This is a genomic window from Variovorax sp. Root411 (assembly GCF_001425205.1).
Classification (GTDB): Bacteria; Pseudomonadota; Gammaproteobacteria; order Burkholderiales; family Burkholderiaceae_C; genus Variovorax.
Map to the genome: position 1 here is coordinate 243,640 of NZ_LMDW01000016.1, position 23,590 is coordinate 267,229.

General features: G+C 66.5%; 24 protein-coding genes and 1 tRNA gene. 14 read left to right on the forward strand and 11 right to left on the reverse strand.

The genetic code is table 11. The features are described from left to right. The first annotated feature begins 21 nt into the window (after positions 1–21). From purD to rng, 7 genes are read left to right on the forward strand one after another with little or no spacing between them, the layout of a single operon-like run. On the forward strand, positions 22–1,320 hold the full coding sequence (gene purD, locus ASC92_RS17775; protein ID WP_056518295.1) for a phosphoribosylamine--glycine ligase: 1,299 nt from the start codon (positions 22–24) through the stop codon (positions 1,318–1,320). Continuing rightward, the gene (gene hemF / locus ASC92_RS17780; protein WP_056518297.1) at positions 1,320–2,237 is read left to right on the forward strand and encodes an oxygen-dependent coproporphyrinogen oxidase; all 918 of its coding nucleotides are present in this window, start codon (positions 1,320–1,322) and stop codon (positions 2,235–2,237) included. The genes purD and hemF overlap by 1 nt, the downstream gene beginning before the upstream one ends. Continuing rightward, the gene (gene nadD, locus ASC92_RS17785) at positions 2,234–2,863 is read left to right on the forward strand and encodes a nicotinate (nicotinamide) nucleotide adenylyltransferase (RefSeq protein WP_056518299.1); all 630 of its coding nucleotides are present in this window, start codon (positions 2,234–2,236) and stop codon (positions 2,861–2,863) included. Before hemF ends, nadD begins: the two co-directional genes overlap by 4 nt. Next, positions 2,863–3,570, forward strand: a complete 708-nt coding sequence (rsfS, locus tag ASC92_RS17790) for a ribosome silencing factor (RefSeq protein ID WP_056518301.1) — start codon at positions 2,863–2,865, stop codon at positions 3,568–3,570. Before nadD ends, rsfS begins: the two co-directional genes overlap by 1 nt. Continuing rightward, positions 3,567–4,034, forward strand: a complete 468-nt coding sequence (rlmH, locus tag ASC92_RS17795; RefSeq protein WP_056518303.1) for a 23S rRNA (pseudouridine(1915)-N(3))-methyltransferase RlmH — start codon at positions 3,567–3,569, stop codon at positions 4,032–4,034. Before rsfS ends, rlmH begins: the two co-directional genes overlap by 4 nt. A 40-nt stretch (positions 4,035–4,074) precedes the next feature. Next, positions 4,075–4,677 (forward strand): Maf family protein, encoded by a 603-nt coding sequence (locus ASC92_RS17800; RefSeq protein ID WP_056518305.1) that lies wholly within the window; start codon positions 4,075–4,077, stop codon positions 4,675–4,677. A 7-nt stretch (positions 4,678–4,684) separates the two neighbouring features. Beyond that, complete coding sequence (gene rng / locus ASC92_RS17805) at positions 4,685–6,211, forward strand: ribonuclease G (RefSeq protein ID WP_056518307.1); 1,527 nt, start codon at positions 4,685–4,687, stop codon at positions 6,209–6,211. 7 nt (positions 6,212–6,218) lie between these two features. Here the strand turns inward: rng and msbA are convergent, their stop codons facing one another. Then, positions 6,219–8,003, reverse strand: coding sequence for a lipid A export permease/ATP-binding protein MsbA (gene msbA, locus ASC92_RS17810; RefSeq protein ID WP_056518310.1), 1,785 nt, complete (start codon positions 8,001–8,003; stop codon positions 6,219–6,221). A gap of 254 nt (positions 8,004–8,257) precedes the next feature. On the opposite strand from msbA, the gene tolB reads away from it, so the two are divergent. From tolB to ASC92_RS17835, 5 genes are all read left to right on the forward strand, one after another. Continuing rightward, positions 8,258–9,484, forward strand: coding sequence for a Tol-Pal system beta propeller repeat protein TolB (gene tolB, locus ASC92_RS17815; protein WP_056518311.1), 1,227 nt, complete (start codon positions 8,258–8,260; stop codon positions 9,482–9,484). Positions 9,485–9,512: 28 nt separating this feature from the next. After that, complete coding sequence (gene pal, locus ASC92_RS17820) at positions 9,513–10,031, forward strand: peptidoglycan-associated lipoprotein Pal (protein WP_056518314.1); 519 nt, start codon at positions 9,513–9,515, stop codon at positions 10,029–10,031. Then, positions 10,031–10,780: a tol-pal system protein YbgF gene (gene ybgF / locus ASC92_RS17825; RefSeq protein WP_056518316.1), complete on the forward strand. Its 750-nt coding sequence runs from the start codon at positions 10,031–10,033 to the stop codon at positions 10,778–10,780. Before pal ends, ybgF begins: the two co-directional genes overlap by 1 nt. 19 nt (positions 10,781–10,799) lie before the next feature. After that, the gene (locus tag ASC92_RS17830) at positions 10,800–11,657 is read left to right on the forward strand and encodes a ThiF family adenylyltransferase (RefSeq protein WP_056518318.1); all 858 of its coding nucleotides are present in this window, start codon (positions 10,800–10,802) and stop codon (positions 11,655–11,657) included. 49 nt (positions 11,658–11,706) lie between these two features. After that, positions 11,707–11,782, forward strand: a tRNA-Lys gene (locus tag ASC92_RS17835). A 262-nt stretch (positions 11,783–12,044) separates the two neighbouring features. Here the strand turns inward: ASC92_RS17835 and ASC92_RS17840 are convergent. Further along, a complete protein-coding gene (locus ASC92_RS17840; protein WP_082519627.1) occupies positions 12,045–12,761 on the reverse strand; it encodes a helix-turn-helix domain-containing protein in 717 nt (238 codons plus the stop codon). 69 nt (positions 12,762–12,830) lie between these two features. On the opposite strand from ASC92_RS17840, the gene ASC92_RS17845 reads away from it, so the two are divergent. Continuing rightward, positions 12,831–13,064 carry an XRE family transcriptional regulator gene (locus tag ASC92_RS17845; RefSeq protein ID WP_056518320.1) on the forward strand — a complete coding sequence of 78 codons (234 nt, stop codon included), beginning with the start codon at positions 12,831–12,833 and terminating at the stop codon, positions 13,062–13,064. Positions 13,065–13,067: 3 nt separating this feature from the next. Further along, positions 13,068–13,301 carry a hypothetical protein gene (locus ASC92_RS28660; RefSeq protein WP_157609077.1) on the forward strand — a complete coding sequence of 78 codons (234 nt, stop codon included), beginning with the start codon at positions 13,068–13,070 and terminating at the stop codon, positions 13,299–13,301. Here ASC92_RS28660 and ASC92_RS17850 read toward each other — a convergent pair. From ASC92_RS17850 to argA, 9 genes are all read right to left on the reverse strand, one after another. Beyond that, the gene (locus ASC92_RS17850; RefSeq protein ID WP_056518322.1) at positions 13,252–13,755 is read right to left on the reverse strand and encodes a hypothetical protein; all 504 of its coding nucleotides are present in this window, start codon (positions 13,753–13,755) and stop codon (positions 13,252–13,254) included. The genes ASC92_RS28660 and ASC92_RS17850 overlap by 50 nt on opposite strands. 28 nt (positions 13,756–13,783) lie before the next feature. Further along, the gene (locus ASC92_RS17855; RefSeq protein ID WP_056518325.1) at positions 13,784–15,778 is read right to left on the reverse strand and encodes an ABC-F family ATP-binding cassette domain-containing protein; all 1,995 of its coding nucleotides are present in this window, start codon (positions 15,776–15,778) and stop codon (positions 13,784–13,786) included. A 125-nt stretch (positions 15,779–15,903) separates the two neighbouring features. After that, the gene (gene prmB, locus ASC92_RS17860; protein ID WP_056518327.1) at positions 15,904–16,791 is read right to left on the reverse strand and encodes a 50S ribosomal protein L3 N(5)-glutamine methyltransferase; all 888 of its coding nucleotides are present in this window, start codon (positions 16,789–16,791) and stop codon (positions 15,904–15,906) included. Then, on the reverse strand, positions 16,788–17,966 hold the full coding sequence (dapE, locus tag ASC92_RS17865; RefSeq protein WP_056518329.1) for a succinyl-diaminopimelate desuccinylase: 1,179 nt from the start codon (positions 17,964–17,966) through the stop codon (positions 16,788–16,790). Before dapE ends, prmB begins: the two co-directional genes overlap by 4 nt. A gap of 123 nt (positions 17,967–18,089) precedes the next feature. Continuing rightward, complete coding sequence (locus ASC92_RS17870) at positions 18,090–19,238, reverse strand: PilT/PilU family type 4a pilus ATPase (RefSeq protein WP_056518331.1); 1,149 nt, start codon at positions 19,236–19,238, stop codon at positions 18,090–18,092. Positions 19,239–19,292: 54 nt separating this feature from the next. Beyond that, positions 19,293–20,126, reverse strand: coding sequence for a 2,3,4,5-tetrahydropyridine-2,6-dicarboxylate N-succinyltransferase (gene dapD / locus ASC92_RS17875; protein ID WP_056518334.1), 834 nt, complete (start codon positions 20,124–20,126; stop codon positions 19,293–19,295). A gap of 40 nt (positions 20,127–20,166) precedes the next feature. Further along, complete coding sequence (dapC, locus tag ASC92_RS17880) at positions 20,167–21,396, reverse strand: succinyldiaminopimelate transaminase (RefSeq protein WP_056518336.1); 1,230 nt, start codon at positions 21,394–21,396, stop codon at positions 20,167–20,169. Positions 21,397–21,467: 71 nt separating this feature from the next. Next, positions 21,468–22,109, reverse strand: coding sequence for a LysE family translocator (locus ASC92_RS17885; RefSeq protein WP_056518338.1), 642 nt, complete (start codon positions 22,107–22,109; stop codon positions 21,468–21,470). A gap of 14 nt (positions 22,110–22,123) precedes the next feature. Next, complete coding sequence (argA, locus tag ASC92_RS17890; RefSeq protein WP_007832305.1) at positions 22,124–23,470, reverse strand: amino-acid N-acetyltransferase; 1,347 nt, start codon at positions 23,468–23,470, stop codon at positions 22,124–22,126. Positions 23,471–23,590 lie beyond the last annotated feature (120 nt).

Sequence of the window (23,590 nt, forward strand, 5' to 3'; positions counted from 1 at the left end):
GCGAGAAATGAAGGCCCGCGAATGAAGGTACTGGTAATTGGGGGCGGGGGCCGTGAACACGCTCTGGCATGGCGCCTGGCGCAAGCTGCCCGGGTGAGCCGCGTGTACGTGGCGCCGGGCAACGGCGGCACCGCCGGCGACGAGCGCTACGACTGCATCGACATCACCGAGCCGGCCGCGCTGCGCGAGTGGGCCATCAAGGAAAAGATCGCGCTGACCGTGGTCGGCCCCGAAGGCCCGTTGGCGGCAGGCGTAGTGGACGAGTTCCGCGCGCACGGCCTGCGCATCTTCGGCCCGACGCAGGCGGCCGCCCAGCTCGAGAGCTCCAAGGCGTTCTCCAAGGCGTTCATGAAGCGCCACAAGATTCCCACAGCCGAGTACGAGGCCTTCACGGACGCCGCAGCGGCGCATGCGTATATCGACGCCAAGGGCGCGCCCATCGTCGTCAAGGCCGACGGCCTGGCGGCGGGCAAGGGCGTGGTCGTTGCCATGACGGCTCAGGAAGCGCACGAGGCCGTCGACTTCATGCTGGTCGACAACAAGTTCGGCGTGTCGCACAACGAAGGCGGCGCGCGCGTCGTGATCGAAGAATTCCTGCAGGGCGAAGAAGCCAGCTTCATCGTGCTGTGCGACGGCAAGAACGTCACCGCGCTGGCCACCAGCCAGGACCACAAGCGCCTGCTCGACAACGACGAAGGACCCAACACCGGCGGCATGGGTGCGTATTCGCCCGCGCCGGTGGTCACGGCCGAGGTGCATGCGCGTGCCATGCGCGAGATCATCCTGCCGACCATCCGCGGCATGGAAAAAGACGGCATTCCGTTCACCGGCTTTCTCTACGCCGGCCTGATGATCGACGCCACCGGCCATCCGAAGACGCTCGAATTCAACTGCCGCATGGGCGACCCCGAGACGCAGCCGATCATGATGCGCCTGAAGTCCGACCTCTTCGAAGTGTTCTGGCATGCCACCGACGGCACGCTCGACCAGGTCGAACTGCAGTGGGACCGGCGCGTGGCACTGGGCGTGGTGATGGCCGCGCACGGCTACCCGCTGTCGCCGCGCAAGGGCGACCGCATCACCGGCATTCCGGCAGAGCTACCTGATGCCGTGGTGTTCCACGCCGGCACGACGCTGCAGGACGGCGAGCTCAAGACCAGCGGCGGCCGCGTGCTCTGCGTGACCGTGCTGGCCGACAGCGTGAAGCAGGCGCAGCAACGGGCCTACGAGGTTGCGGCGCGCGTCAGCTTCGACGGCGTGCAGTACCGCAAGGACATCGGATTCCGCGCGGTTCACGCGCGCAACCCTCACGGCGCTTGATGCAGCAAACCAACCCGGCAGCGGTCGGCGAATACCTTCGTGGGCTGCAGCAGTCGATCATCGCGGCGGTCGAGAAGGCCGACGGCGGTGCGTGCGTGCGCGACGCCTGGCAGAAGGCCCCGGGCGAGCCGCTGCAGGGCCACGGGCTGACCTGCATCCTCGAGGGCGGCGAACTCTTCGAGCGCGCGGGCTGTGGCTTCTCGCAGGTGCGCGGAGCGAAGCTGCCGCCCTCGGCCACGCAGAATCGGCCCGAATTGGCAGGCGCACCTTTCGAGGCAATGGGTGTGTCGCTGGTGTTCCATCCGCGCAATCCATACGTGCCCATCGTCCACATGAATGTGCGCATGCTGGCTGCCCTGCCCGAGGGTGGCGAGCCGGTCTGCTGGTTCGGCGGCGGCATGGACCTCACGCCTTGCTACGGTTTCGAGGAGGACGCGGTTCACTTCCACACCGCGTGCCGCGATGCGCTCGCGCCCTTCGGCGACGACAAGTACCCGCGCTTCAAGGCGTGGTGCGACGAGTATTTCTTCCTGAGGCACCGCAACGAGCAGCGCGGCATCGGCGGCATCTTCTTCGACGATTTTTCCGAGGGCGGTTTCGAGAACGGCTTCGCGATGATCCGCTCGGTAGGCAAAGGTTTCTTGCCGGCCTATCTGCCGATCGTCGAGCGCCGCCGCGCCACGCCCTACACCGAGCGCGAACGCAGCTTCCAGCTCTACCGGCGCGGCCGGTACGTGGAGTTCAACCTCGTGTGGGACCGCGGCACGCACTTCGGCCTCCAGTCGGGCGGGCGCACCGAATCGATCCTGCTGTCGATGCCGCCGCTGGCAAGCTGGGCCTACCAGCAGCAGCCAGAACCGGGCAGCCCCGAAGCCGCGCTGTACAGCGACTTCATCGTGCGGCGCGACTGGTTGTGAATCCTTCCGGCAAGGCTCCCCGCATCGGCGTTTTCGGCGGCGCGTTCGACCCGCCGCACAACGCCCATGTGGCGCTTGCCGAAGCCGCGCTTACGCAACTCGGCCTTGCCGAGCTGCACGTCATTCCCACCGGGCAGGCCTGGCACAAGAGCAGGGCGCTGACGCCGAAGGAAGACCGCCTCGCGATGACGCGCCTAGCTTTCTCCGGCCTGAAGGGCACCGTCGTCGTCGACAGCCGCGAAGTGCTGCGCGACGGCCCGACCTACACCCTCGATACGCTGCACGAGCTGCAGAAAGAGCAGCCGGGCGCGCAGTTCGTGTTGATCATGGGCGCCGACCAGGCGAGCGCGTTGCCGACCTGGCATGGCTGGCAGGATATACTCGGCATTGCTATTGTTTCTGTAGCGTATCGCGCATTATCGACGGGCGACACTGCTCGTTTTGATCCGAAAATGCTGCCCGGCCTTCCGGCTGGCGCTCGTTTCGAGGCGCTCGAACTGCCACCCATGGATACCAGTGCCACCGAGATCCGGCGGCGCGCAGCGCTTGGCGTGGACATTTCCTCGCTGGTTCCGCCCACGGTTGCACGCTATATTGACCAACACCACCTCTACCGCTCTGCCTGATGACCACTGAAGCCGCCGCCAAGAAAGACACCCAGAAACTCCAGCGAGCCATCATCGATGGTCTCGAAGACGTCAAGGCGCAGGACATCCAGGTATTCGACACAGAACATCTTTCGCCGCTGTTCGAGCGTGTGATCGTCGCGTCGGGCACCTCCAACCGCCAGACCAAGGCGCTGGCCGCCAGCGTGCGCGATGCGGTGCGCGAAGCCGGTTTCGGCAAGCCTCGCATCGAGGGCGAGGAAAACGGCGAGTGGATCATCGTGGACTGCGGCGCGGCCGTGGCGCACATCATGCAGCCCGCCATCCGCCAGTACTACCACCTCGAAGAGATCTGGGGCGACAAGCCGGTGCGCGCCAAGCTCGGCGGTGCCAAGCCTGCCATGGCGACCAGCTCGTCGGTCAAGGACGAACCCGAAGGCAAGAAGAAGGCCGCCGGCAAGGAGCCCACGCTGCGCCGCTCGAGCGCCTCCAAGACCGCGATCCGCGCAGCCGAGCAGGAAGCCAAGGCGGCGAAGGCGCCGGCTCGCAAGCCGGTATCCAAGACGGCTGCAAAGACCGCCGCAAAGAAGGCACCGGCCCGCAAGACGGGAACCACCGCGCGCGTGCCGGTCAAGGTGGTGGGCAAGCCCGCTGCCAAGAAAACCGCCACGAAGACCGTGGCCGCCAAGAAGGCGCCTGCCAAGAAGGCACCCGCCCGTCGCGCATGAAGCTGCTGGTGGTCGCCGTCGGGCAACGCATGCCCGACTGGGCTCAGACCGCCTGGGACGACTACGCCAAGCGCTTCCCGCCCGAGCTCAAGCTCGAACTGCGCGCCGTCAAGACCGAGCCGCGTGGCTCCAAGTCGCTGGAAACGCTCTATGCCGCTGAGCGCGAGCGCATCGAAGGTGCGATTGCGCGCGGCATGCGCATCGTCGCGCTCGACGAGCGTGGCACCGCGCTGACCACCAAGGCGCTGGCCGCACGGCTGCAAACCTGGCAAGGCGAGGGCGATGACGTCGCCCTGGTCATCGGCGGGCCCGACGGGCTCGACCCGGCCTTCAAGGCCGCGGCCAATGAACGCATCCGCCTGTCCGACCTGACGCTGCCGCACGCCATGGCGCGCGTGCTGCTGGTCGAGCAGCTGTACCGGGCGTGGTCGGTGAATGCAGGTCACCCTTACCACCGCGAATGACGAGCGTCGACGGGCAGCCGGCGCCCAGGAGAACTGAACCTTGCCGGATTTCATCTACCTTGCTTCACAAAGCCCCCGCCGCGCGCAGCTGCTCGGCCAGCTCGGCGTTCGCCATGCACTGCTGCTGGCCGATGCCGGCGAAGACGCCGAATCGCTCGAAGCCGTGCTGCCCAACGAGGCCCCGTCAACCTATGTGCAACGCGTTACTGCACTGAAGCTCGATGCAGCAGTGGCCCGGCTTCAACGCCGCGGACTGGCCGATGCGCCGGTGCTCTGCGCCGACACCACGGTTGCGCTCGGCCGCGCCATCCTCGGCAAGCCCGAAGACGAGAAGGATGCCGCGCGCATGTTGCGGATGCTGTCAGGCAGCACGCATCGCGTGCTGACGGCCGTGGCGCTGCAGCACGGCACGCAGCGCCACGCGGCGCTCAGCGTGTCGCGCGTGCGCTTCGCCGACATCACCGATGCGCAGATCGCCCGCTACGCCGACAGCGGCGAGCCGCTCGGCAAGGCCGGCGCCTACGCGATACAAGGTGCGGCGGCCGCGTTCATCGAGCACATCAGCGGGTCCTATTCGGGCATCATGGGCCTCCCCATGTTCGAGACAGCCGAGCTGCTTCGAAGCGCCGGTTTCAATACCTGAGAATTCCATGCAAGACATCCTGATCAACTGGTCCCCGCAGGAGACCCGTGTGGCGCTGGTCGAGCACGGCGCGGTGCAAGAGCTGCACGTCGAGCGCACGCTCGAGCGCGGGCTGGTCGGCAACATCTACCTCGGCAAGGTGTCGCGCGTGCTGCCGGGCATGCAGTCGGCCTTCATCGACATCGGCCTGGAGCGCACCGCCTTCCTGCACGTGGCCGACATCGTCGCGCCGTTCACGCCGGGCTCGCGGCCCAGCGCACCTGCGCCCGAGCGCGACCATCGCAACGGCGGCCCGATGGTGCCGATCGAGAAGCAGGTGTTCGAAGGCCAGTCGCTGCTGGTGCAGGTCATCAAGGACCCCATCGGCACCAAGGGCGCTCGCCTGTCGACGCAGATCAGCATCGCCGGGCGGCTGCTGGTGTTCCTGCCGCAGGACAACCACATCGGCGTTTCGCAGAAGATTCCTTCGGACCAGCGCGAGTCGCTGCGCAACCGCATGCTCGCGCTGATCGAGGCAGCCGCGGCTGCCGACAGCGGCGGCGTGGTGCCGGCCAACACGGGCGGCTTCATTCTGCGCACCAACGGCGAAGATTCCAGCGATCCCGAACTGGCCGAAGACATCGCCTACCTGCGCAAGACCTGGTCGCGCATCCGCGAAGCTTCGATGCGCATGCCATCGATGTCGCTGCTGCACCAGGACCTGAGCCTGCTGCAGCGCGTGCTGCGCGACATGACCAGCGAGGACACGCAGACCATCCGCATCGACTCGCGCGAGCAGTTCGAGGTGCTGCTGAAGTTCGGCCTCGAGTTCATGCCCAAGGCAGCCGGCAAGCTGCAGCATTACAGGGGCGAGCGGCCGATCTTCGACCTGAACTCGGTCGACGAGGAAATCGCCAAGGCGCTGGGCCGGCGCGTCGAGCTCAAGTCGGGTGGCTATCTGGTCGTCGACCAGACCGAGGCGCTGACCACGGTGGACGTGAACACCGGCGGCTTCGTCGGTGCGCGCAATTTCGACGACACCATCTTCAAGACGAACCTCGAAGCGGCGCAGGCCATTGCGCGGCAACTGCGGCTGCGCAACCTGGGCGGGATCATCATCGTCGACTTCATCGACATGGGCCGCGACGACCACCGCGAGCAGGTGCTGGCGGAATTCCGCAAGCAGCTTGCGCGCGATCGCGTCAAGACCACGGCCGGCGGTTTCTCGCAGCTCGGACTGGTCGAGATGACACGCAAGCGCACCCGCGAATCGCTGGCGCACATGCTGTGCGAGCCCTGCGTGGCCTGTGGCGGTCAGGGCATCGTGAAGACCGCACGCAGCGTGGCCTACGACGTGATGCGCGAAATCCTGCGCGAGGCGCGGCAGTTCACGCCGCGCGAGTTCCGCATCGTGTCGTCGCCGCAGGTGATCGAGCTGTTCCTCGATGAGGAAAGCCAGCACCTGGCGGGGCTGAGCGACTTCATCGGCAAGCCGATTTCGCTGCAGTCCGAGCCCGCGATCGGGCAGGGACAGTACGACATCGTGCTGCTCTGAGAGAGGCTCAGAGCGTCGGGTCCTGCCCCGGCGTGGCACTGCGAACGGCCAGCGTCTGCAGCCGCGCATAGAGCCCGTCCAGCGCCATGAGCTGTGCGTGACTGCCTTGCTCTGCGATGCGGCCTTGCTCCATCACGATGATCCGGTCTGCGTGCTGGATTGTCGAGAGGCGGTGGGCCACGATCAGCGTCGTGCGGTTCTGCATCAGGCGCTGCAGGGCGTCCTGCACAAGCCGCTCGGACTCGGTGTCGAGGGCCGAGGTGGCCTCGTCGAGTAACAGCACGGGGGCGTTCTTGTACAGCGCGCGGGCAATGGCGAGGCGCTGGCGCTGGCCGCCCGACAGCTGCGTGGCGTTGTGGCCGAGCACTGTGTCCATGCCCTGGGGCAGGCTTTCGACATGCGCACTGAGATTGGCCGCTGCGATGCACTGCAGCACGCGCTCGCGGTCGATCTCTGCGCCCAGCGCCACGTTCGCCGCCAGCGTCTCGTTGAGCATCACGACGTCCTGGCTCACCATGGCGAACTGCGCGCGCAGGCTTTTCAGCTGCCATTCGCTGGTGTCGTGCCCATCGAGCAGCACCTGGCCGCCGCTGGGCTGCACGAAGCGGGGCAGAAGGTTGACCAGCGTGGTCTTGCCCGAACCCGAGGGGCCGACGAATGCGACCACCTGGCCGGGCTCGATGGTCAGGCTCACGCCGTCGAGCGCGCGTTGTTCGTCCTCGCCTCGGTAGCTGACCTGCACGTTGCGCAGCTCGATGCGTCCTTCTGCATGTTCGACTTGGAACGTGCCCTGCGACTCGGGTGCCACGTCGTCGATCAGGAGCAGCCCGCGCTCCAGTGCGGCGAGGCCGCGCGTGATCGGGCCGGCCACTTCGGCGAGGCGCCGGATCGGCGCAATCAGCATCAGCATGGCCGTGATGTAGGCAACGAAGCCACCCACCGTGAAGCCCTGCTTGCCGCTTTGCCAGAGCGCGATCATCACTACCACCGACAGCGCGAGCGACGCCATCATCTGCGTGAGCGGCGTGGTGGCTGCCTGCGCGATGGTCGACTTCACGGCCAGGCGGTTCAGGCGCTGGCTCAGCTGTTCGAAGCGGTGGCCTTGCGCGCCTTCCGCGCCGTGCAGGCGCACCACGCGGTGGGCGAGCACGTTCTCCTCGACCACGTATGCCAGTTCGTCGGTGGCCTGCTGGCCTTGCTGGGTGAGACGGTACAGCCGCTTGGAGAACACCTTCATGATCCAGGAGATGCTGGGCACGAGGAATGCGACGATCAGGGTGAGCTTCCAGTTCAGGTAGACCAGATAGCCCAGTAGCGCGATCAGCGTGAAGCCGTCACGCGAGAGCCCGAGCAGCGCTTGCACCAGCAGCATTGCGCCGGTCTGCACTTCGTAGACCACCGTGTTCGACAGGGTGCTGGCCGATTGGCGCGCGAACAGCGCGAGTTCGGCGCCGAGCAGGTGCTCGAACAGCACCCGCCGCAGCTTCTGCATGCCTTCATTGGCGATGCGCGACAGCGCGTATTGGGAGATGAACTGGGCGATGCCGCGCACCGCGAACAGCAGCAGCACGGCGGCAGGCACGAACCACAGCGGCATCTCGCCGCGCGTGAAGCCGCGATCGAGCAACGGCTTTAGCAGGGCGGCCATCAGTGGTTCGGTGATTGCAGCCAGCATCGCCCCACTCAGTCCGAGGGCCCACCATTGGCGAGAGCCGCCAAACCAGGTCATGAGTCGCGCCAGACGGCGCATCAGGGGAGGGCGGGCGTTCTCGCCGCCGGGGGATGCTTGCATGGCGGCGGATTCTACGGGGGCCCTCGTTCGGGGCCTGCCGCGGGTGCTTCTGTAGGACCGCGCCGCTCGATAAACGTTTTGTGACGGCGCTCCCAGGCCAGTGTGTAACATGTGGCCCGATAAAGCCGGGGAGAACTTTTTACCCGGAAACCTCTCCGAATCGCATGAACAAGCCGTTGCCAGCTCCAATTCCAACTCCTTCTTCATCACTTTTTGCACGCCGCAGTCTCATTGCGGCCCTCGCTGCCACTCCCATGATTCCTGCACTGGCCCAGTTCCGGGTCGAGGTGTCGGGCGTCGGGCTCACGCAGCTGCCGATCGCGCTCGTTCCTTTCAAGGGCCAGGAAGGCTCGCCCCAGAAGATCTCGGACATCGTCCAGGCCGACCTCGAACGCAGCGGCCAGTTCCGCGGCGTCGATGCCTCGGGCCAGGCGCTGGACGAAGCCTCCCGTCCCGACCTGTCGCTGTGGCGCCAGCGCACCGCCGACTCGCTCGTGGTGGGCAGCGTCAGCCGGCTGGGCGACGGCCGCTTCGACGTGAAGTTCCGCCTGTGGGACGTGGTGAAGGGGCAGGACCTCGGCGGCCAGAGCTACACCGTGCCGCAAGGCGACCTGCGCCTTGCCTCGCACCGCATCGCCGACTACGTCTATGAGAAGCTGACGGGCGAGAAAGGCATTTTCTCGACCCGCATCGCCTATGTCACAAAGGGCGGCAGCCGCTACTCGCTGTGGGTGGCCGATGCCGACGGCGAGAACGCACAGGCCGCGCTCGCCAGCCCCGAACCCATCATCTCGCCCTGCTGGTCATCCAATGGCCAACAGCTGGCTTACGTGTCATTCGAATCGCGCAAGCCGGTCGTGTACGTGCACAACGTGGCCAGCGGCCAGCGTCGGCTGCTCGCGAACTTCAAGGGCTCCAACAGCGCGCCGGCCTGGGCGCCCGACGGCAATTCGCTCGCCGTGACGCTCAGCCGCGACGGCGGCTCGCAGCTGTTTTCCATCCCGGCCGGCGGCGGCGAACCGCGTCGCCTGACGCAAAGCGCCAGCATCGACACCGAGCCTGCGTACTCGGCCGACGGCGGCACCATCTATTTCGTGAGCGACCGCGGCGGTGCGCCCCAGATCTACAAGATGAGCGCCAGCGGCGGCAACCCGACGCGGGTGACCTTCAGCGGCACCTACAACATCTCTCCGTCTGTCAGCGGCGATGGCCGGTGGTTGGCCTACATCTCTCGCGTGGGCGGTGCCTTCAAACTCCATGTGATGGAGTTGGCAACCGGCAACGTCAGCGCGATCACCGACACCTCCGCGGACGAAAGTCCAAGCTTTGCCCCGAACAGCAAGCTGATCGTCTACGCAACGCACCTGCAAGGCCGCGAAGCGCTCATGACGACCACGCTCGATGGAAAAATAAAGGCACGGCTTGCGGGACAGGCGGGAGACATCAGGGAACCGGACTGGGGTCCGTTTCAAAAGCAATGACCAAGGTTTATTTGAGGAGTTTGAAAAAATGTTGAAACGTACGATTTATTCGCTGGCCATCGTGGCTCTCATCGCCGGTTGCTCGTCGGGCACCAAGCTCACCGACACGCCCGTGACCGACGGGCGCGGCACCGCGGGCCAGCAGGGCGGCGGTGCCAGCACCGTGACGCCAGTCAATGCCGATCCGAATGCCGGCACCACGCAGGGCCCGGTTGGCGTGGCGCGCATCGTCTATTTCGACTATGACAGCTACACCGTCAAGCCCGAATTCCAGTCGCTGATCGACGGCCACGCCAGGTTCCTCAAGGCCAATCCGCAGCGCCGCGTCTCGATCGAAGGCCACACCGACGAGCGCGGTGGCCGCGAGTACAACCTGGCGCTCGGCCAGAAGCGTTCCGAAGCCGTCCGCCGCGCGCTGACCCTGCTGGGCGTCAGCGACGGCCAGATCGAGGCCGTCAGCTTCGGCAAGGAAAAGCCTGCAGTCCCGGGCTCGGGTGAGGAAGCATGGGCACAGAACCGCCGCGCCGAACTCCGCTACACCCGGTGATGCCACGCGCTCTCATGCGAGGCGCGGCGATGGCCGCCGCCTTGCTTTGCATCTCGGTGGGGTCGCAGGCCGCATTGTTCGAGGATGACGAGGCTCGCCGCGCCATCCTCGATCTGCGCCAGCGCGTCGAGGCCATGCGCCAGCAGACCGACCAGCGGCTGACCGACGAAAACGGCCAGTTGCGCCGCAGCCTGCTCGACCTGCAGAACCAGATCGAGCAGATGCGTGGCGACCTCGCCCGCATGACCGGCCAGAACGAGCAGCTCACGCGCACGCTGAGCGAGATGCAGTCGCGCCAGACCACCATCGACGACAAGCTCAAGCAGAGCGAGCCCTCGAAGGTATCGGTGGACGGCCGCGAGTTCACCGCCGATCCCAAGGAAAAGGCCGACTTCGACGCCGCCCTCGGCGTGTTCCGCTCGGGCCAGTTCGCGCAGGCGCAGACCGCGTTCGCCGAATTCGTCAAGCGCTACCCGCAAAGCGGCTACAACGCTTCTGCGCTGTTCTGGCTCGGCAATGCGCAGTACGCCACGCGCAATTACAACGAGGCCATCGCGAACTTCCGCTCCATGCTCTCGCTCGCGCCCGACCATGCCAAGGCCCCCGAGGCCGTGCTGTCGATCGCGAACTGCCAGATCGAGCTGAAGGACACGCGCGCCGCGCGCCGCACGCTGGAAGACCTGACCAAGGCCTATCCGCAGTCCGAAGCCGCACAGGCCGGCCGCGAGCGCCTCTCGCGCCTGCGTTGATGCCGGCGGAGCCTTGCGCTTGAGCGCCATCGTCATCGACGCGTTCACCACTCCTCCCGCCGCCGTGGATGTCCTCACCGACACCGCGGCGCCCGATCTTGCGCGCCGCTTTGGCGGGCTCGAGCGGCTGTACGGCGTTGCCGGTGCCGCGCGCATCCGCAACGCGCATGTGCTGGTCGTCGGCATTGGCGGCGTGGGTTCGTGGGCGGTCGAGGCGCTGGCGCGCAGCGGGGTGGGGCGGCTGACGATGATCGACCTCGACCACGTGTCGGAGTCGAACATCAACCGCCAGATCCATGCGCTCGATGCCACCGTGGGACAAGCCAAGGTCGAAGCCATGCGCGACCGCATCGCGCAGATCAACCCCGGATGCAAGGTGCAGGCGATCGACGATTTCGTCGAGCCCGGCAATTGGACCTCGCTGCTCGATGCGGCGCAGCAAGCAAACGGGCCGGCTGCGGCCGTCATCGATGCCTGCGACCAGGTGAAGGCCAAGGTGGCCATGGCGGCGTGGGCGCGTGCATCTTCTTCTTCATCGCGCGCTGCGTTCGTCACGGTGGGCGCGGCGGGTGGCAAGCGGCAGGCGCACAAGGTCGACATCGACGACCTGTCGCTCGTCACGCACGACCCGTTGCTGGCGCAATTGCGCCAGCGCCTGCGCAAGGAACACGGCGCGCCGCGCGAAGGCCGCAAGATCGGCATCGCCTGCGTCTTCAGCCGCGAAAGCGTGGCGCCGCCCGATGCGTCATGCGCCATCGAAGGCGACGGCTCGCTCAACTGCCATGGCTACGGATCGGTGGTCAGCGTCACCGCGACCTTCGGTCAATGTGCAGCAGGTTGGGTTCTCGACCAAATTGCCTCAAACGTCACGCTATAATCTTAGGCTTTGCCGGATTCGACGCCGGCTAGAAGAAAAAAATGGTTCCGGGACGTTAGCTCAGTTGGTAGAGCAGCGGACTTTTAATCCGTTGGTCACTGGTTCGAATCCAGTACGTCCTACCAGAACCCTTCTCCTCTGAAAACACGTTGATCAAGGCCGCCTTCCAGCGGCCTTTTTTATTTGCGGCGTTCAAAGTTGCCCGGCGAGGTAACACGAAGCGCGCGCACCTGGAACAAACAAAAAAAACAGCCCGCACGAAGGCGGGCTGGAAGGTGACCTGCTGGAGGAGGGAGGATCAGAGAATGCAGGCCACAGGGAGAGCCATGACTATCGCCTGTGAACCTGCATGGAAGCTGACCTTGATGGAATCCCGTTTCAACGGCCTCAGTCTTCGTCCTCCCATTTGCCGATGACGGTGCCGAGCACGGTGAAGGCTTGGCGCACCGGCTCGTGCGTCGGGTTCAACGGCAGCAGCCAGCGGCGCCCGTCGTCTTCCTTGAACACCTTGAAGGTGATCTCGCCGCTGTCGTCGAGCTTCGCGATGATGCGTTCGCCGTCATCGGGTGTCTTCAACTGTGTGTCGATAAACACGATCGACTCCGCCGGATAGCTCTTCAGATGGCCGCTGGGCGCGGTCATGCTGTCGCCGCGCACGCGCAGCGCATAGGTATGAAGGCTGTGATGGGCGATGCAGGGAATCCAGCGCTCGGCACTGGGCTGCTGCGAAACTTCCAGGCTGTCCCAGTTGGCGGCGTCCGCCCATGCGATGAGCGGGACGGTACCGGGAGTGCGGGGATTGAACGACGGGATCGACGGGGGAGTGCGCGCCACGCGATAGGGGCCGGACGGTTCGTTGGCCTTGTCGCGGGCCTGGCGGGTCTGGTCTTCGTCCCATGGAGCCGGCCCGTCGCCGGTGTCCAGCCAGTTGGGGTCGGCACGGTAGGCGCGCGCCAGCGCTAGCACGCTCATCGATCGGCTGGTGTCTCCCCGCTCGATCTTGGAAATGCTGGACTGCTTGACGCCGGAAGCTGCCTCTGCCTGCTTCTGCGTCATCTTGGCGAATTTGCGCGCGGCCAAGGCGCGTGTGGCAATGGTCTCCATCGAGCGGGATTTAAGCTCAAATGAATATTCTTTCTGGACTCTAAAATATGAGAAAAAGGGAGAAAAATCATGAAGCCACGCGAGTTGGTGCTGGCGCTGAGGGCCATGGGGCTCACGCAGAAGCAGATCGAACAGAGAACCGGCATTCCGCAGCCGACGGTCAGCAAGATCGGCCTGGGGCGGGTGAGCGACGTGATGTCGCGCCACTACGTTGCACTGCTGGCTGCCTACGAACAGCAGGTGCGGGAAGAGGCGCTCAAATCTGCGCCACGGGCCTTGCGCCAACCGTCGGCCGATGAGTAAGCCGTGCTCAGACGATTCCTGTCGGGCCTTTGGCTGGATCGGGCGCTGTGCGCGCTGCTGGCGCTGCTGTCCCTTGCGGGGCTGATCGTCGGGCTGGTGGCGGCGCGCCCCGCCATCGCGGGGGGCGGTTGCTTCGGGCTGGTGTGTGCAGGCTGGGCGGCGCAGGTGCTGTTCGACTGCGAGGCGCTCAGGCGTTCGCGTGCGGTTCGGGCGGCGCGAGAGCGAGGGTCGTGCTGACGCGCACGCAGTCCTTGATGTGCTGCTCGCCGAGCGCGCGCAGGGCCGCATAGCCGAGCGCGGCCGACACGATCTGCCCGGCGATGGGCACGTACTTGGTTGCCTGCTTGGCGGTAAGGCGCACGCCCGCGTGCCTGGCCAGCCGGATCAGCAGGTCGCGCGTGACGAGCCGGCCGACCAGCAGGGCGCCGACGGTGGTCGCTGCCTTCTGGATGCGCTCGCGCTGATGCGGCGCGAGCTTTTCGACCTCGGTGACCGAGAGGCCGAACTCGGCGCTGATCTGCGGTACCAGCCGCGAGAGCAGCGCGGCATCGGCCATCCAGTCGATGCCGGGCAGGGGCACGGCGCTGGCGGCAGCCGCCATCAGAGCCTTGCGGGTGATGAGCCGGCGGCTGCGCCGCACGGCGGCGATGAGTTTCTCGTCACCCCGGGCCAGGTCTATGGCGGACGGCATCCGGTGATTCCCCTTGCCTGGCTCTGGGTCAGGCCGCCAGGGCTTCGAGCTGGTCCGACAGGGCCAGCCAGCGCTCTTCGAGGCGGCCGATTTCATCGTTGAGGGCCTTCAGCCGCTTGCCCGCTTCGGCGATCTCGGCAGGAGGCAGCGGCTGTGCCAGGCGCGCTTCGAGCGCTGTGCGCTCGGTGCCGGCGGTGGCCATGCGTTCGTCGATCTGCGCGATCTCGCGCTTGATCGGCTTGGCCTGGTCGCTGCGCTGCTGGCGCTCCTGGGCGTCCTGCTTGCGCTGCTGCGCAGCGGCGGGCGCCGCCACCGGTGCGGCAGCTACAGCAGCCGCGGCGATACTGACGGCTTCGCGCGTCGCCATCTTGGCTTCTTCGCGCAGGCGCTTGGCCTCGTCGAGCAGGTAGCGCTGGTAGTCGTCGAGGTCGCCGTCGAAGTCGCCGACCACGCCGCGGCCCACCAGCCAGAACTCGTCGCACACCGAACGCAGCAACGCACGGTCGTGGCTCACGAGCATCAGCGTGCCTTCGAACTCGTTGAGCGCCACGGCCAGGGCCTCGCGGGTGGCCAGGTCCAGGTGGTTGGTGGGCTCGTCGAGCAGCAGCAGGTTGGGGCGCTGCCACACCATCATCGCGAGCACGAGGCGGGCCTTTTCGCCGCCGCTCATGGTGCCCACGGGCTGCTTGACCATGTCGCCGCTGAAATTGAAGCTGCCGAGGAAGCCGCGAAGGGCCTGTTCGCCGGTGGCTTCCTTGACGCTGCTGCCGAGCTCGCGCGCCATGCGCACCATGTGCTCGAGCGGGGTGTCCTGCGGGCGCAGCACGTCGAGTTCCTGCTGCGCGAAGTAGCCGATGTTCAGGCCCTTGCCCTCGGTGACCTGGCCGGCCAGCGCGCCCATCTCGCGCGCGATGGTCTTCACCAGCGTCGACTTGCCCTGGCCGTTGGCGCCCAGGATGCCGATGCGCTGGCCCGCCAGCACCGATCGGCTCACGCCGCGCAGGATGGTCTTGGGCGCTTCGTTCTCGATTTCATATCCGAAGCTCGCGTTGCTGATCGACAGCATCGGATTGGGGATGTTGCCAGGCTCCTTGAACTCGAAGGTGAAGTCGGCCTCGGCCAGGAGCGGCGCCACCCGCTCCATGCGCTCCAGCGCCTTGACGCGGCTTTGCGCCTGCTTGGCCTTGCTGGCCTTGGCCTTGAAGCGGTCGATGAACTTCTGCAGGTGGGCGATCTTGTCCTGCTGCTTGCTGAAGGCCACCTGCTGCTGCTCCATCTGCAGCGCGCGCATGTCCTCGAACTTGCTGTAGTTGCCGCCGTAGCGCGTGAGCTGGGCGTTGGCGATGTGCAGGGTGACGTCGGTCACGGCGTCGAGAAACTCGCGGTCGTGGCTGATGACGATCATGGTGCCCGGGTACTTCTGCAGCCAGGCTTCGAGCCAAACGAGGGCGTCCAGGTCCAGGTGGTTGGTCGGTTCGTCGAGCAGCAGCAGGTCGCTCGGGCACATCAGCGCGCGGGCCAGCTGCAGGCGCATGCGCCAGCCGCCCGAGAAGCTGTTGACGGGCTCGTCGAGCTCGTGCGACTTGAAGCCCAGGCCCAGGATGAGCGCCTGCGCGCGCGGCACGGCGTCATGCTCGCCGGCGTCGGCCAGGTCGGTGTAGGCGTGGGCCAGTTCCATGCCGATGTCGGCGTCGTCGGGGTTCTCGGTGTAGGCGGCCTCGATGGCGGCCAGCGACTCGCGCAGCTCGGTCAGGCGGGTGTCGCCGCCCACCACGAAGTCGGTGGCCGACTCCTCGGTTTCAGGCATGTTCTGCGCCACCTGGGCCATGCGCCAGTGTTTGGGCACCGAGAAGTCGCCGCCGTCTTCGTGCAGCGTGCCGTTGAGCAAGGCGAACAGGGTCGACTTGCCGGCGCCGTTGCGCCCCACCAGTCCGACCTTCTCGCCGGGGTTGAGGGTGACGGTGGCGCCGTCGAGCAGAACCTTGGCGCTGCGGCGAAGAATGACGTTTTTGAGAGTGATCATGAAAATGGGCCTAGGCCGGGATTATCCCGGGTGGGCAGAAGGGGGCCGCGAATGCGGGTTACCGGACGCAGAGGACGCGAAGGTTTCGCAGAGGGCGCAAAAGGAAAACCAAAAATGGTTTTGTATTACTTCTGCGTCCGGAAGTCCGATTTCAGCAGCGCATCCCGTGTGACCAGCAAGACCTGGTCCTCGCCTGCGGAGGTTTCGAGCCAGACGACCTCGAGCTGCGGAAAGGCGGCCTCGAAATAATCGCGCTCGTTGCCGATTTCCAGCACCAGCACGGCGCGCTCGCTCATGCGGGAAGGCGCGTCGGCGAACAGCTGGCGCACGAAATCCATGCCGTCGGTGCCGCCGGCCAGTGCGAGCTCGGGCTCGGCACGGTATTCGGCGGGCAGGGCGGCCATGCTGGCACTGTTCACGTAGGGTGGATTGCACAGCACGAGGTCGTACGGGCCGGGCGCGTTCGCCAGGCCGTCCGATTCGATGAGCGTGACGCGCGCGTCCAGCTCGTGGCGCGTGACGTTGATGGCCGCCACTTCGAGCGCCTCGGCCGACAGGTCGGCCGCATCCACCGTCACTTCCGGGTACGTCAGCGCCGCGAGCACCGCGAGGCTGCCATTGCCGGTGCACAGGTCGAGCACGCGCCGCGTGTGCTCGCCGAGCCAGTAGTCGATGGAACCGTCGGCGATCAGCTCGGCGATGAAGCTGCGCGGCACGATGGCGCGCTCGTCCACGTAGAAGGGCACGCCCTGCAGCCACGCCTCTTTCGTGAGGTAGGCGGCGGGCTTGCGCGTGGCGATACGTTCTTCGATCAGCGCGGCGGCCTTGCCGGCTTCTGCGGGTGACACGGGCGTGTCAGCGACGTTGTCGAGATCGTCCAGCGGCAGCTTCAGGCGCCACAGCACGAGCCAGGCGGCTTCGTCGAAGGCGTTGGCGGTGCCGTGGCCAAAAGCCACGCCGGCTTCCTCGAGCCGCTTGGCGCCCGACTCGATCAGCTCGATGACGGTGCTCATGCCGCGAGTGCAGCATTGAGCTGCTTCAGCGTGCGCAGGTAGATGTTCTTCAGCGTCTCGATCTCGGCCACGTCGATGTGCTCGTCGATCTTGTGGATGCTGGCGTTCACAGGGCCGAGCTCGACCACCTGCCTGCAGATCTTGGCGATGAAGCGCGCGTCGCTGGTGCCGCCGCTGGTCGACAGCTCGGTTTCGATGCCGGTCTCTGCGCGGATCGCGCCCTGCACGGCCGCGACCAGTTCGCCGGGCGTCGTCAGGAAGGGCAGTCCGCCGATGGTCCAGGCCAGCGTGTAGTCGACGCCGTGCGCATCGAGCACGGCGTGCACGCGCTGCTGCAGCGATTCGGGCGTCGATTCGGTCGAGAAGCGGAAGTTGAAGTCGATCACCGCACTGCCCGGAATCACGTTGCTTGCGCCGGTGCCCGAATGGAAATTGCTGATCTGCCAGCTGGTGGGCTGGAAGTAGGGGTTGCTCGCGGTGTCCCAGCCACCGGCGGTGTTGATGGCCACCAGTTCGGCCAGCGCGGGCGCCACCGAATGCACGGGGTTCTTCGCCAGGTGCGGATAGGCGATGTGTCCCTGCACGCCCTTGACGGTGAGCTTGCCGCTCATGGTGCCGCGGCGGCCGTTCTTGATCATGTCGCCGCAGCGCTCCACCGCCGTGGGCTCGCCGACGATGCAGTAGTCGATGACTTCGCCGCGCGCGGCCAGCGCGTTGCAGACGATGACGGTGCCGTCGACGCCGGGGCCTTCCTCATCGCTGGTGAGCAGCAACGCGAGCGTGAGCTGCGGGTCGGGCACGGCCTGCAGGAATTCCTCGATCGAGGTCACGAAGGCGGCCACCGAGGTCTTCATGTCGCAGGCGCCACGGCCGTAGAGCTTGCCGTCGCGATGCGTGGGAGTAAAAGGGTGGCTGGTCCATTGCTCGACAGGGCCGGTGGGCACCACGTCGGTGTGGCCGGCGAATACCAGCGTCTTGGTCGCAGCCGCGTTGGTGGGACGGCGCACCGCCCAGAGGTTGGTCACCCGAAAGTCGGCCGGGCCGCTCTCGATGGTTTCCAGGGTGAAGCCCAGTGGCGCCAGCCGCTCGCCGAGGATCTGTTGGCAGCCCGCGTCTTCAGGGGTGACGGAGGGGCGCGAGATGAGTTGTTCGGCGAGCTGGAGCGTACGGGACATGGCACAGGAATGGAGGGTGACTCTTCCAGGAACACCGCGGAACCGGTTTTGCCGGGCCGCAGGTGTTGCCCCCGGCGAGGGGGTTGGCGAAGCGACACGAAGTGCGCGAAGCCTGGGGGAGAGTCAGAATTTGACGTCGAGCGTGATGTCGGTGAAGGTGGGTTCGTCGACTTGGTCGGTCAGGTGGCGATCGTCCACCTGCTGCTTGGGTGCGGCGCGGTTCTGCAGGCGCCACATCAGGTTGGTGGGCGAATCGGCGTGCGACAGGCCTTCCTCGCGCGTGACGCGCTCTTCGGTGATGAGGCGGGCGATGTCTTCCTCGAAGGTCTGCGAGCCTTCGGCCATCGACTTTTCCATGGCTTCCTTGACGCCCGAGAAGTCGCCCTTTTCGATCAGCTCGGCCACCAGCGCGGTGTTGAGCATGACTTCGAGCGCCGGCACGCGGCCGCCGGCCGGCGTGCGCAGCAGGCGCTGCGACACGATGGCGCGCAGCGCGCCGCCCAGGTCGCCCAGGAGCGTGGGCCGAACCTCGACCGGGAAGAAGCTCAGGATGCGGTTCAGCGCGCGGTAGCTGTTGTTGGCGTGCAGCGTGGCCACGCACAGGTGGCCCGACTGCGCGTAGGCGATGGCGGCGGTCATGGTGTCGCGGTCGCGGATTTCGCCGATCTGGATCACGTCGGGCGCCTGGCGCAGCGCGTTCTTCAGCGCCATCTGCAGCGAGGTGGTGTCGCTGCCCACGTCGCGCTGGTTCACCACCGATTTCTTGTTGGTGTAGGTGAACTCGATGGGTTCCTCCACCGTCAGGATGTGGCCGCTGGCGTGCTCGTTGCGGTAGTCGAGCATCGAGGCCAGCGTGGTGGTCTTGCCGGCGCCGGTGGCGCCCACCATCAGGATCAGCCCGCGCTTGTCCATGATGAGCGTCTTGAGGATGTCGGGCAGGTTCAGGTCGGCAAAGCTCGGAATCGTCGAGGCGATGTGCCGTACCACCACCGCGTAGGTGCCACGCTGGCGCATGGCGCTGATGCGGTAGTTGCCGGCGCCTTCGAGGGCGACGGCCATGTTGAGTTCGCCCGTGCTTTCCAGCTCCTGGATGCGGGCGGGGGGCACCACCTCGGACAGCAGCGCAAGCGGCGCGGTGGCCGGCAGCACTTGCGCGTTGATCGGCACGCAGATGCCGTTGATGCGGATCAGCACCGGGGAGTGGGCCGAGAGGTAGATGTCGGAGGCCTTGCGCTCGGCCATCAAACGAAGAATCCGCTCCATCATGTTCATCGGTCTCTCTCCTCGGGTCTGTTGTTTTCTAACGTGACAAAAGCAGGGGGCGGATCAGTCGCGCAGCAGGTCGTTCAAGCTGGTCTTGGAGCGCGTTTGCGCATCGACCGTCTTGACGATGATCGCGGCGTAGGTGCTGTAGTCCTGGCCCGACTTGGTCTTCTTGGGCAGGTTGCCGCTGATGACGACGCTGCCGGACGGCACGCGGCCGTAGAAGGTCTCTCCGGTGTCCCGGTTGAAGATCGGGGTGCTCTGGCCGATGTACACGCCCATGCCGAGCACCGAGTTCTCCTCGATCACCACGCCTTCGACCACTTCGGAGCGCGCGCCGATGAAGCAGTTGTCTTCGATGATGGTGGGGCCGGCCTGCAGCGGCTCGAGCACGCCGCCGATGCCGACGCCGCCCGACAGGTGCACGTTGGCGCCGATCTGCGCGCACGAACCCACGGTGGCCCAGGTGTCGACCATGGTGCCTTCGCCCACGTAGGCGCCGATGTTCACGTAAGAGGGCATCAGGATCGCGCCCTTGGCGATGTAGCTGCCGCGGCGGGCTACGGCCGGCGGCACGATGCGAACGCCCGATTCCTTCAGCTCGTTGGCCGACAGGTGCGAGAACTTGGTCGGCACCTTGTCGTAGAAGCCGAGCGAGCCGGCCTGCATCTGCTCGTTGTCCTTCAGGCGGAACGACAGCAGCACGGCCTTCTTGATCCACTGGTGCACGGTCCACTTGCCCACGCTTTCACGGGTGGCCACGCGCAGCTTGCCGTTGTTGAGTTCGGTGATGACGTGCTCGACGGCATCGCGCACTTCGGCCGACGAGGCGGAGGGCGAGATGTTGGCGCGGTCTTCCCACGCGGCGTCGATGATTTGTTGCAGTTGCTGGGTCATGAAGAAAGTCTCGGGTGAAAAATGGGGGCGGGAAAGCGGTTCAGCGGCGGCCGTCCGCGGTCTCGTTGCAGAAGCGGACGATGCGCCCGGCGGCCTCGACGCACTCGGCCGTTCCGGCCACCAGCGCCATGCGGATGCGGCCCCGGCCGGGGTTGGCGCTGTGCGCCCCGTATGTCGTATGGCGCGCCAGATAGCTGCCCGGCAAAACCGTCACATTGTATTGAGCGTAGAGCGCGCGGGCGAAGGCTTCGTCGTCGCCAGCCCACACTTCGGGCACGCCGGCCCAGAGGTAGAAACTGGCGTCGGGCAGGCGCACGTCGAGCACGGGTTCGAGCAGCGGCGTGACGGCTGCGAACTTGGCGCGGTACTGGGCGCGGTTGTCGACCACATGGGATTCGTCGCCCCAGGCCGCGATGCTGGCCGCGGCCACGGTGCCGCTCATGGCGCTGCCGTGGTAGGTGCGGTAGAGCAAGAACTTCTTGATGATGGACGCGTCGCCCGCCACGAAGCCGCTGCGCAGGCCGGGCACATTGCTGCGCTTGGACAGCGAGGTCAGCGCGATCAGGTTCCTGAAGTCGGGCCGCCCGAGCTTCACCGAGGCTTCGAGGCCGCTGAGCGGGGGCTCGTCGCGGAAGTAGATTTCGCTGTAGCACTCGTCGGCGGCGATCACGAAGCCGTGGTGGTCCGACAGCGCGAAGAGCTTCTTCCACTCGTCCAGCGACATCACGGCACCCGTCGGGTTGCCCGGCGAGCAGACGAACACCAGTTGGGTACGGGCCCAGACGTCCTCGGGCACGCTGTCCCAATCGACCGCGAAATTGCGCGCGGGCACGCTGGCCACGTAGTACGGCTCGGCGCCCGAGAGCAGGGCCGCACCCTCGTAGATTTGATAGAAAGGGTTGGGCGACATCACCACCGGCTGCGGCGAGGCGGTCGGGTCGACGACGGTCTGGGCCAGCGAGAACAGCGCCTCGCGCGAGCCGTTGACGGGCAGCACCTGCGTGGCCGGGTCGAGGGCGAGGCTGTAGCGGGTTTTCAGCCAGTCGGTGAAGGCGGTGCGCAGCGCCACGTCGCCGGCGGTCGCGGGGTAGGCGGCCAGAGCGCCGAGGCTCGCGCTCAAGGCGTCCTTGATGAAGCCCGGCGTGGCGTGCTTGGGTTCGCCGATGCCCAGGCTGATGGCGGAAAACTCGGGATTGGGCGTGACGCCCGCGAACAGTTGCTTCAGCCGCTCGAAGGGATAGGGTTGCAACCGGGAAAGCAGGGGATTCATGCCCGGGATTATCGGTGACACCTGTTACCGCTCCTGGCGAAGCGGCTACTGGCCGGCGACAGGTGTCGTCGTCAGGCCGCGCTGCGCCGGTAGAAGGCCAGCGAGCCGGCCAGCGCCAGCAGCATGCCGCCGCAGGCGCGGTCAATCCAGCGCGTGGCCGACACGGTCAGCAGCCGGATCGCGCGGGCGCCGACGAAGGCGTAGGCCAGCATCACCGCCATGTCCAGGCCCGCGAAGATCAGGGCAATGGCCAGGTACTGCGGCGCCTGCGCGGCCGAGGGGTCGATGAACTGCGGCAACAGCGCCGAGCAGAAGATGTAGCCCTTGGGGTTGGTCACTGCCACGAGGAAGGACTTGAAGAAGATGCGCTTGCTCTCGCCCGCCGTGGTCGACGGCGCGCCGTCGACGGCAGGCAGATGAAAGCCGCCGCCCTTGGAGCGCAGCATGCGCAGGCCGAGCCATGCCAGGTAGGCCGCGCCCACCCACTTCAGCATCGAGAACCAGAACTCCGACGCGGCCAGCAGCGCGCCAAGGCCGAGCGCCACGGCGCCGACCAGCACGAAGTCCGACAGCACCGCGCCGAGCATGCCCGGCAAGGCTCGCCGTACGCCGTGGCGCGAGCCGTTGCTCAGCGCCAGCAACACCGTGGGGCCGGGCGTGGCGATGGCCGCGAAGGCCACGATGGCGAAGAGCAGGGCGGTGGCGAGCGTCATCTGGTTCTCCTTCGTCAGATTTTCTTGACCAATACCTGGCTCTTGCGGTCCCAGTTGTACTTGCGCTTGCGCGCCTCGGGCAGCCAGTCGGGGTTGACCTGCTGGAAGCCGCGCTTGAGGAACCAGTGCATGGTGCGCGTGGTGAGCACGAAGATGCTGTCCAGGCCCATGGCCTTGGCGCGGTGTTCGACACGCTTGAGGATGCGTTCGCCGTCGCCCTGCGACTGCGATTGCGGCGACACCGTGAGCGCGGCCATCTCGGCGGTGCGCGCCTCGGGGTATGGATAGAGCGCCGCGCAGCCGAAGATCACGCCGTCGTGCTCGATCACCGTGTAGTGGCCCACGTCGCGCTCGATCTCGGTGCGGTCGCGCTTCACGAGCGTGCCGTCGCGCTCGAAGGGTTCGATCAGCTGAAGGATGCCGCCAATGTCGTCCACCGAGGCTTCGCGCAGGCTCTCGAGCTTTTCGTCGATCACCATCGTGCCGACGCCGTCGTGCACGTACACCTCGAGCAGCAGCGAGCCGTCGAGCGCGAAGGGCAGGATGTGGTTGCGCTCCACGCCGGCCTTGCAGGCCTTCACGCAGTGCTGCAGGTAGAAAGCCGTGTCCGTCGGCTTCTGCGGCGGTGGCAGCGAGGCGAGCAGTTTTTCTGCGGCGTCCAGCGGCAGCTCGGTGTCGATCGGGTTGTCCTCGCTCTCGGGCAACTCGCTGTCGATGCGGATGCCCGGGATCTCGGTCAGGAAGATCAGCTTGTCGGCCTGGATCGAGATGGCGACGCTGGTGGCCACCTCTTCCATCGTCAGGTTGAAAGCCTCGCCGGTGGGCGAGAAGCCGAAGGGCGACATCAGCACCATCGCACCGAAATCGAGCGTGCGGCGGATGCCGGCCGAGTCGACCTTGCGCACCAGGCCCGAATGCTTGAAGTCCACCCCGTCGACTACGCCCACGGGCCGCGCGGTGATGAAGTTGCCCGAGATCACCCGCACCGTCGAGCCCGCCATCGGCGTGTTCGGCAGGCCCTGGCTGAAGGCGGCCTCGATCTCGTAGCGCAGTTGTCCCGCGGCTTCCTGCGCGGAGTCGAGCGCCACTTCGTCGGTGATGCGGATGCCGTGCGAGTACTTCGCTTCGTGCCCCTTGGCCGCGAGCTGCTCATTGACCTGCGGCCGGAAGCCGTGCACCAGCACGATCTTCACGCCCATGCTTTGGATCAGCGCCAGGTCTTGCGCGATGTTCTGCAGCTTGCCCGCCGCGATCGCCTCGCCCGCCAGGGCGACCACGAAGGTCTTGCCGCGGTGCGTGTGGATGTAGGGCGCGACCGAGCGGAACCAGGGCACGAAGGTGAAGTTGAAAACGGTGGACATGGGGCGTGATTGTGCATTCATGAAGCGTCGTTTGCCTGACTCGGGCGATTCAGGCGATCGCCCGCAGCACGCGGGCCGCGAGCGTGCCTTGCGGTACTTGTCCGTGATGGACGAGGCGCC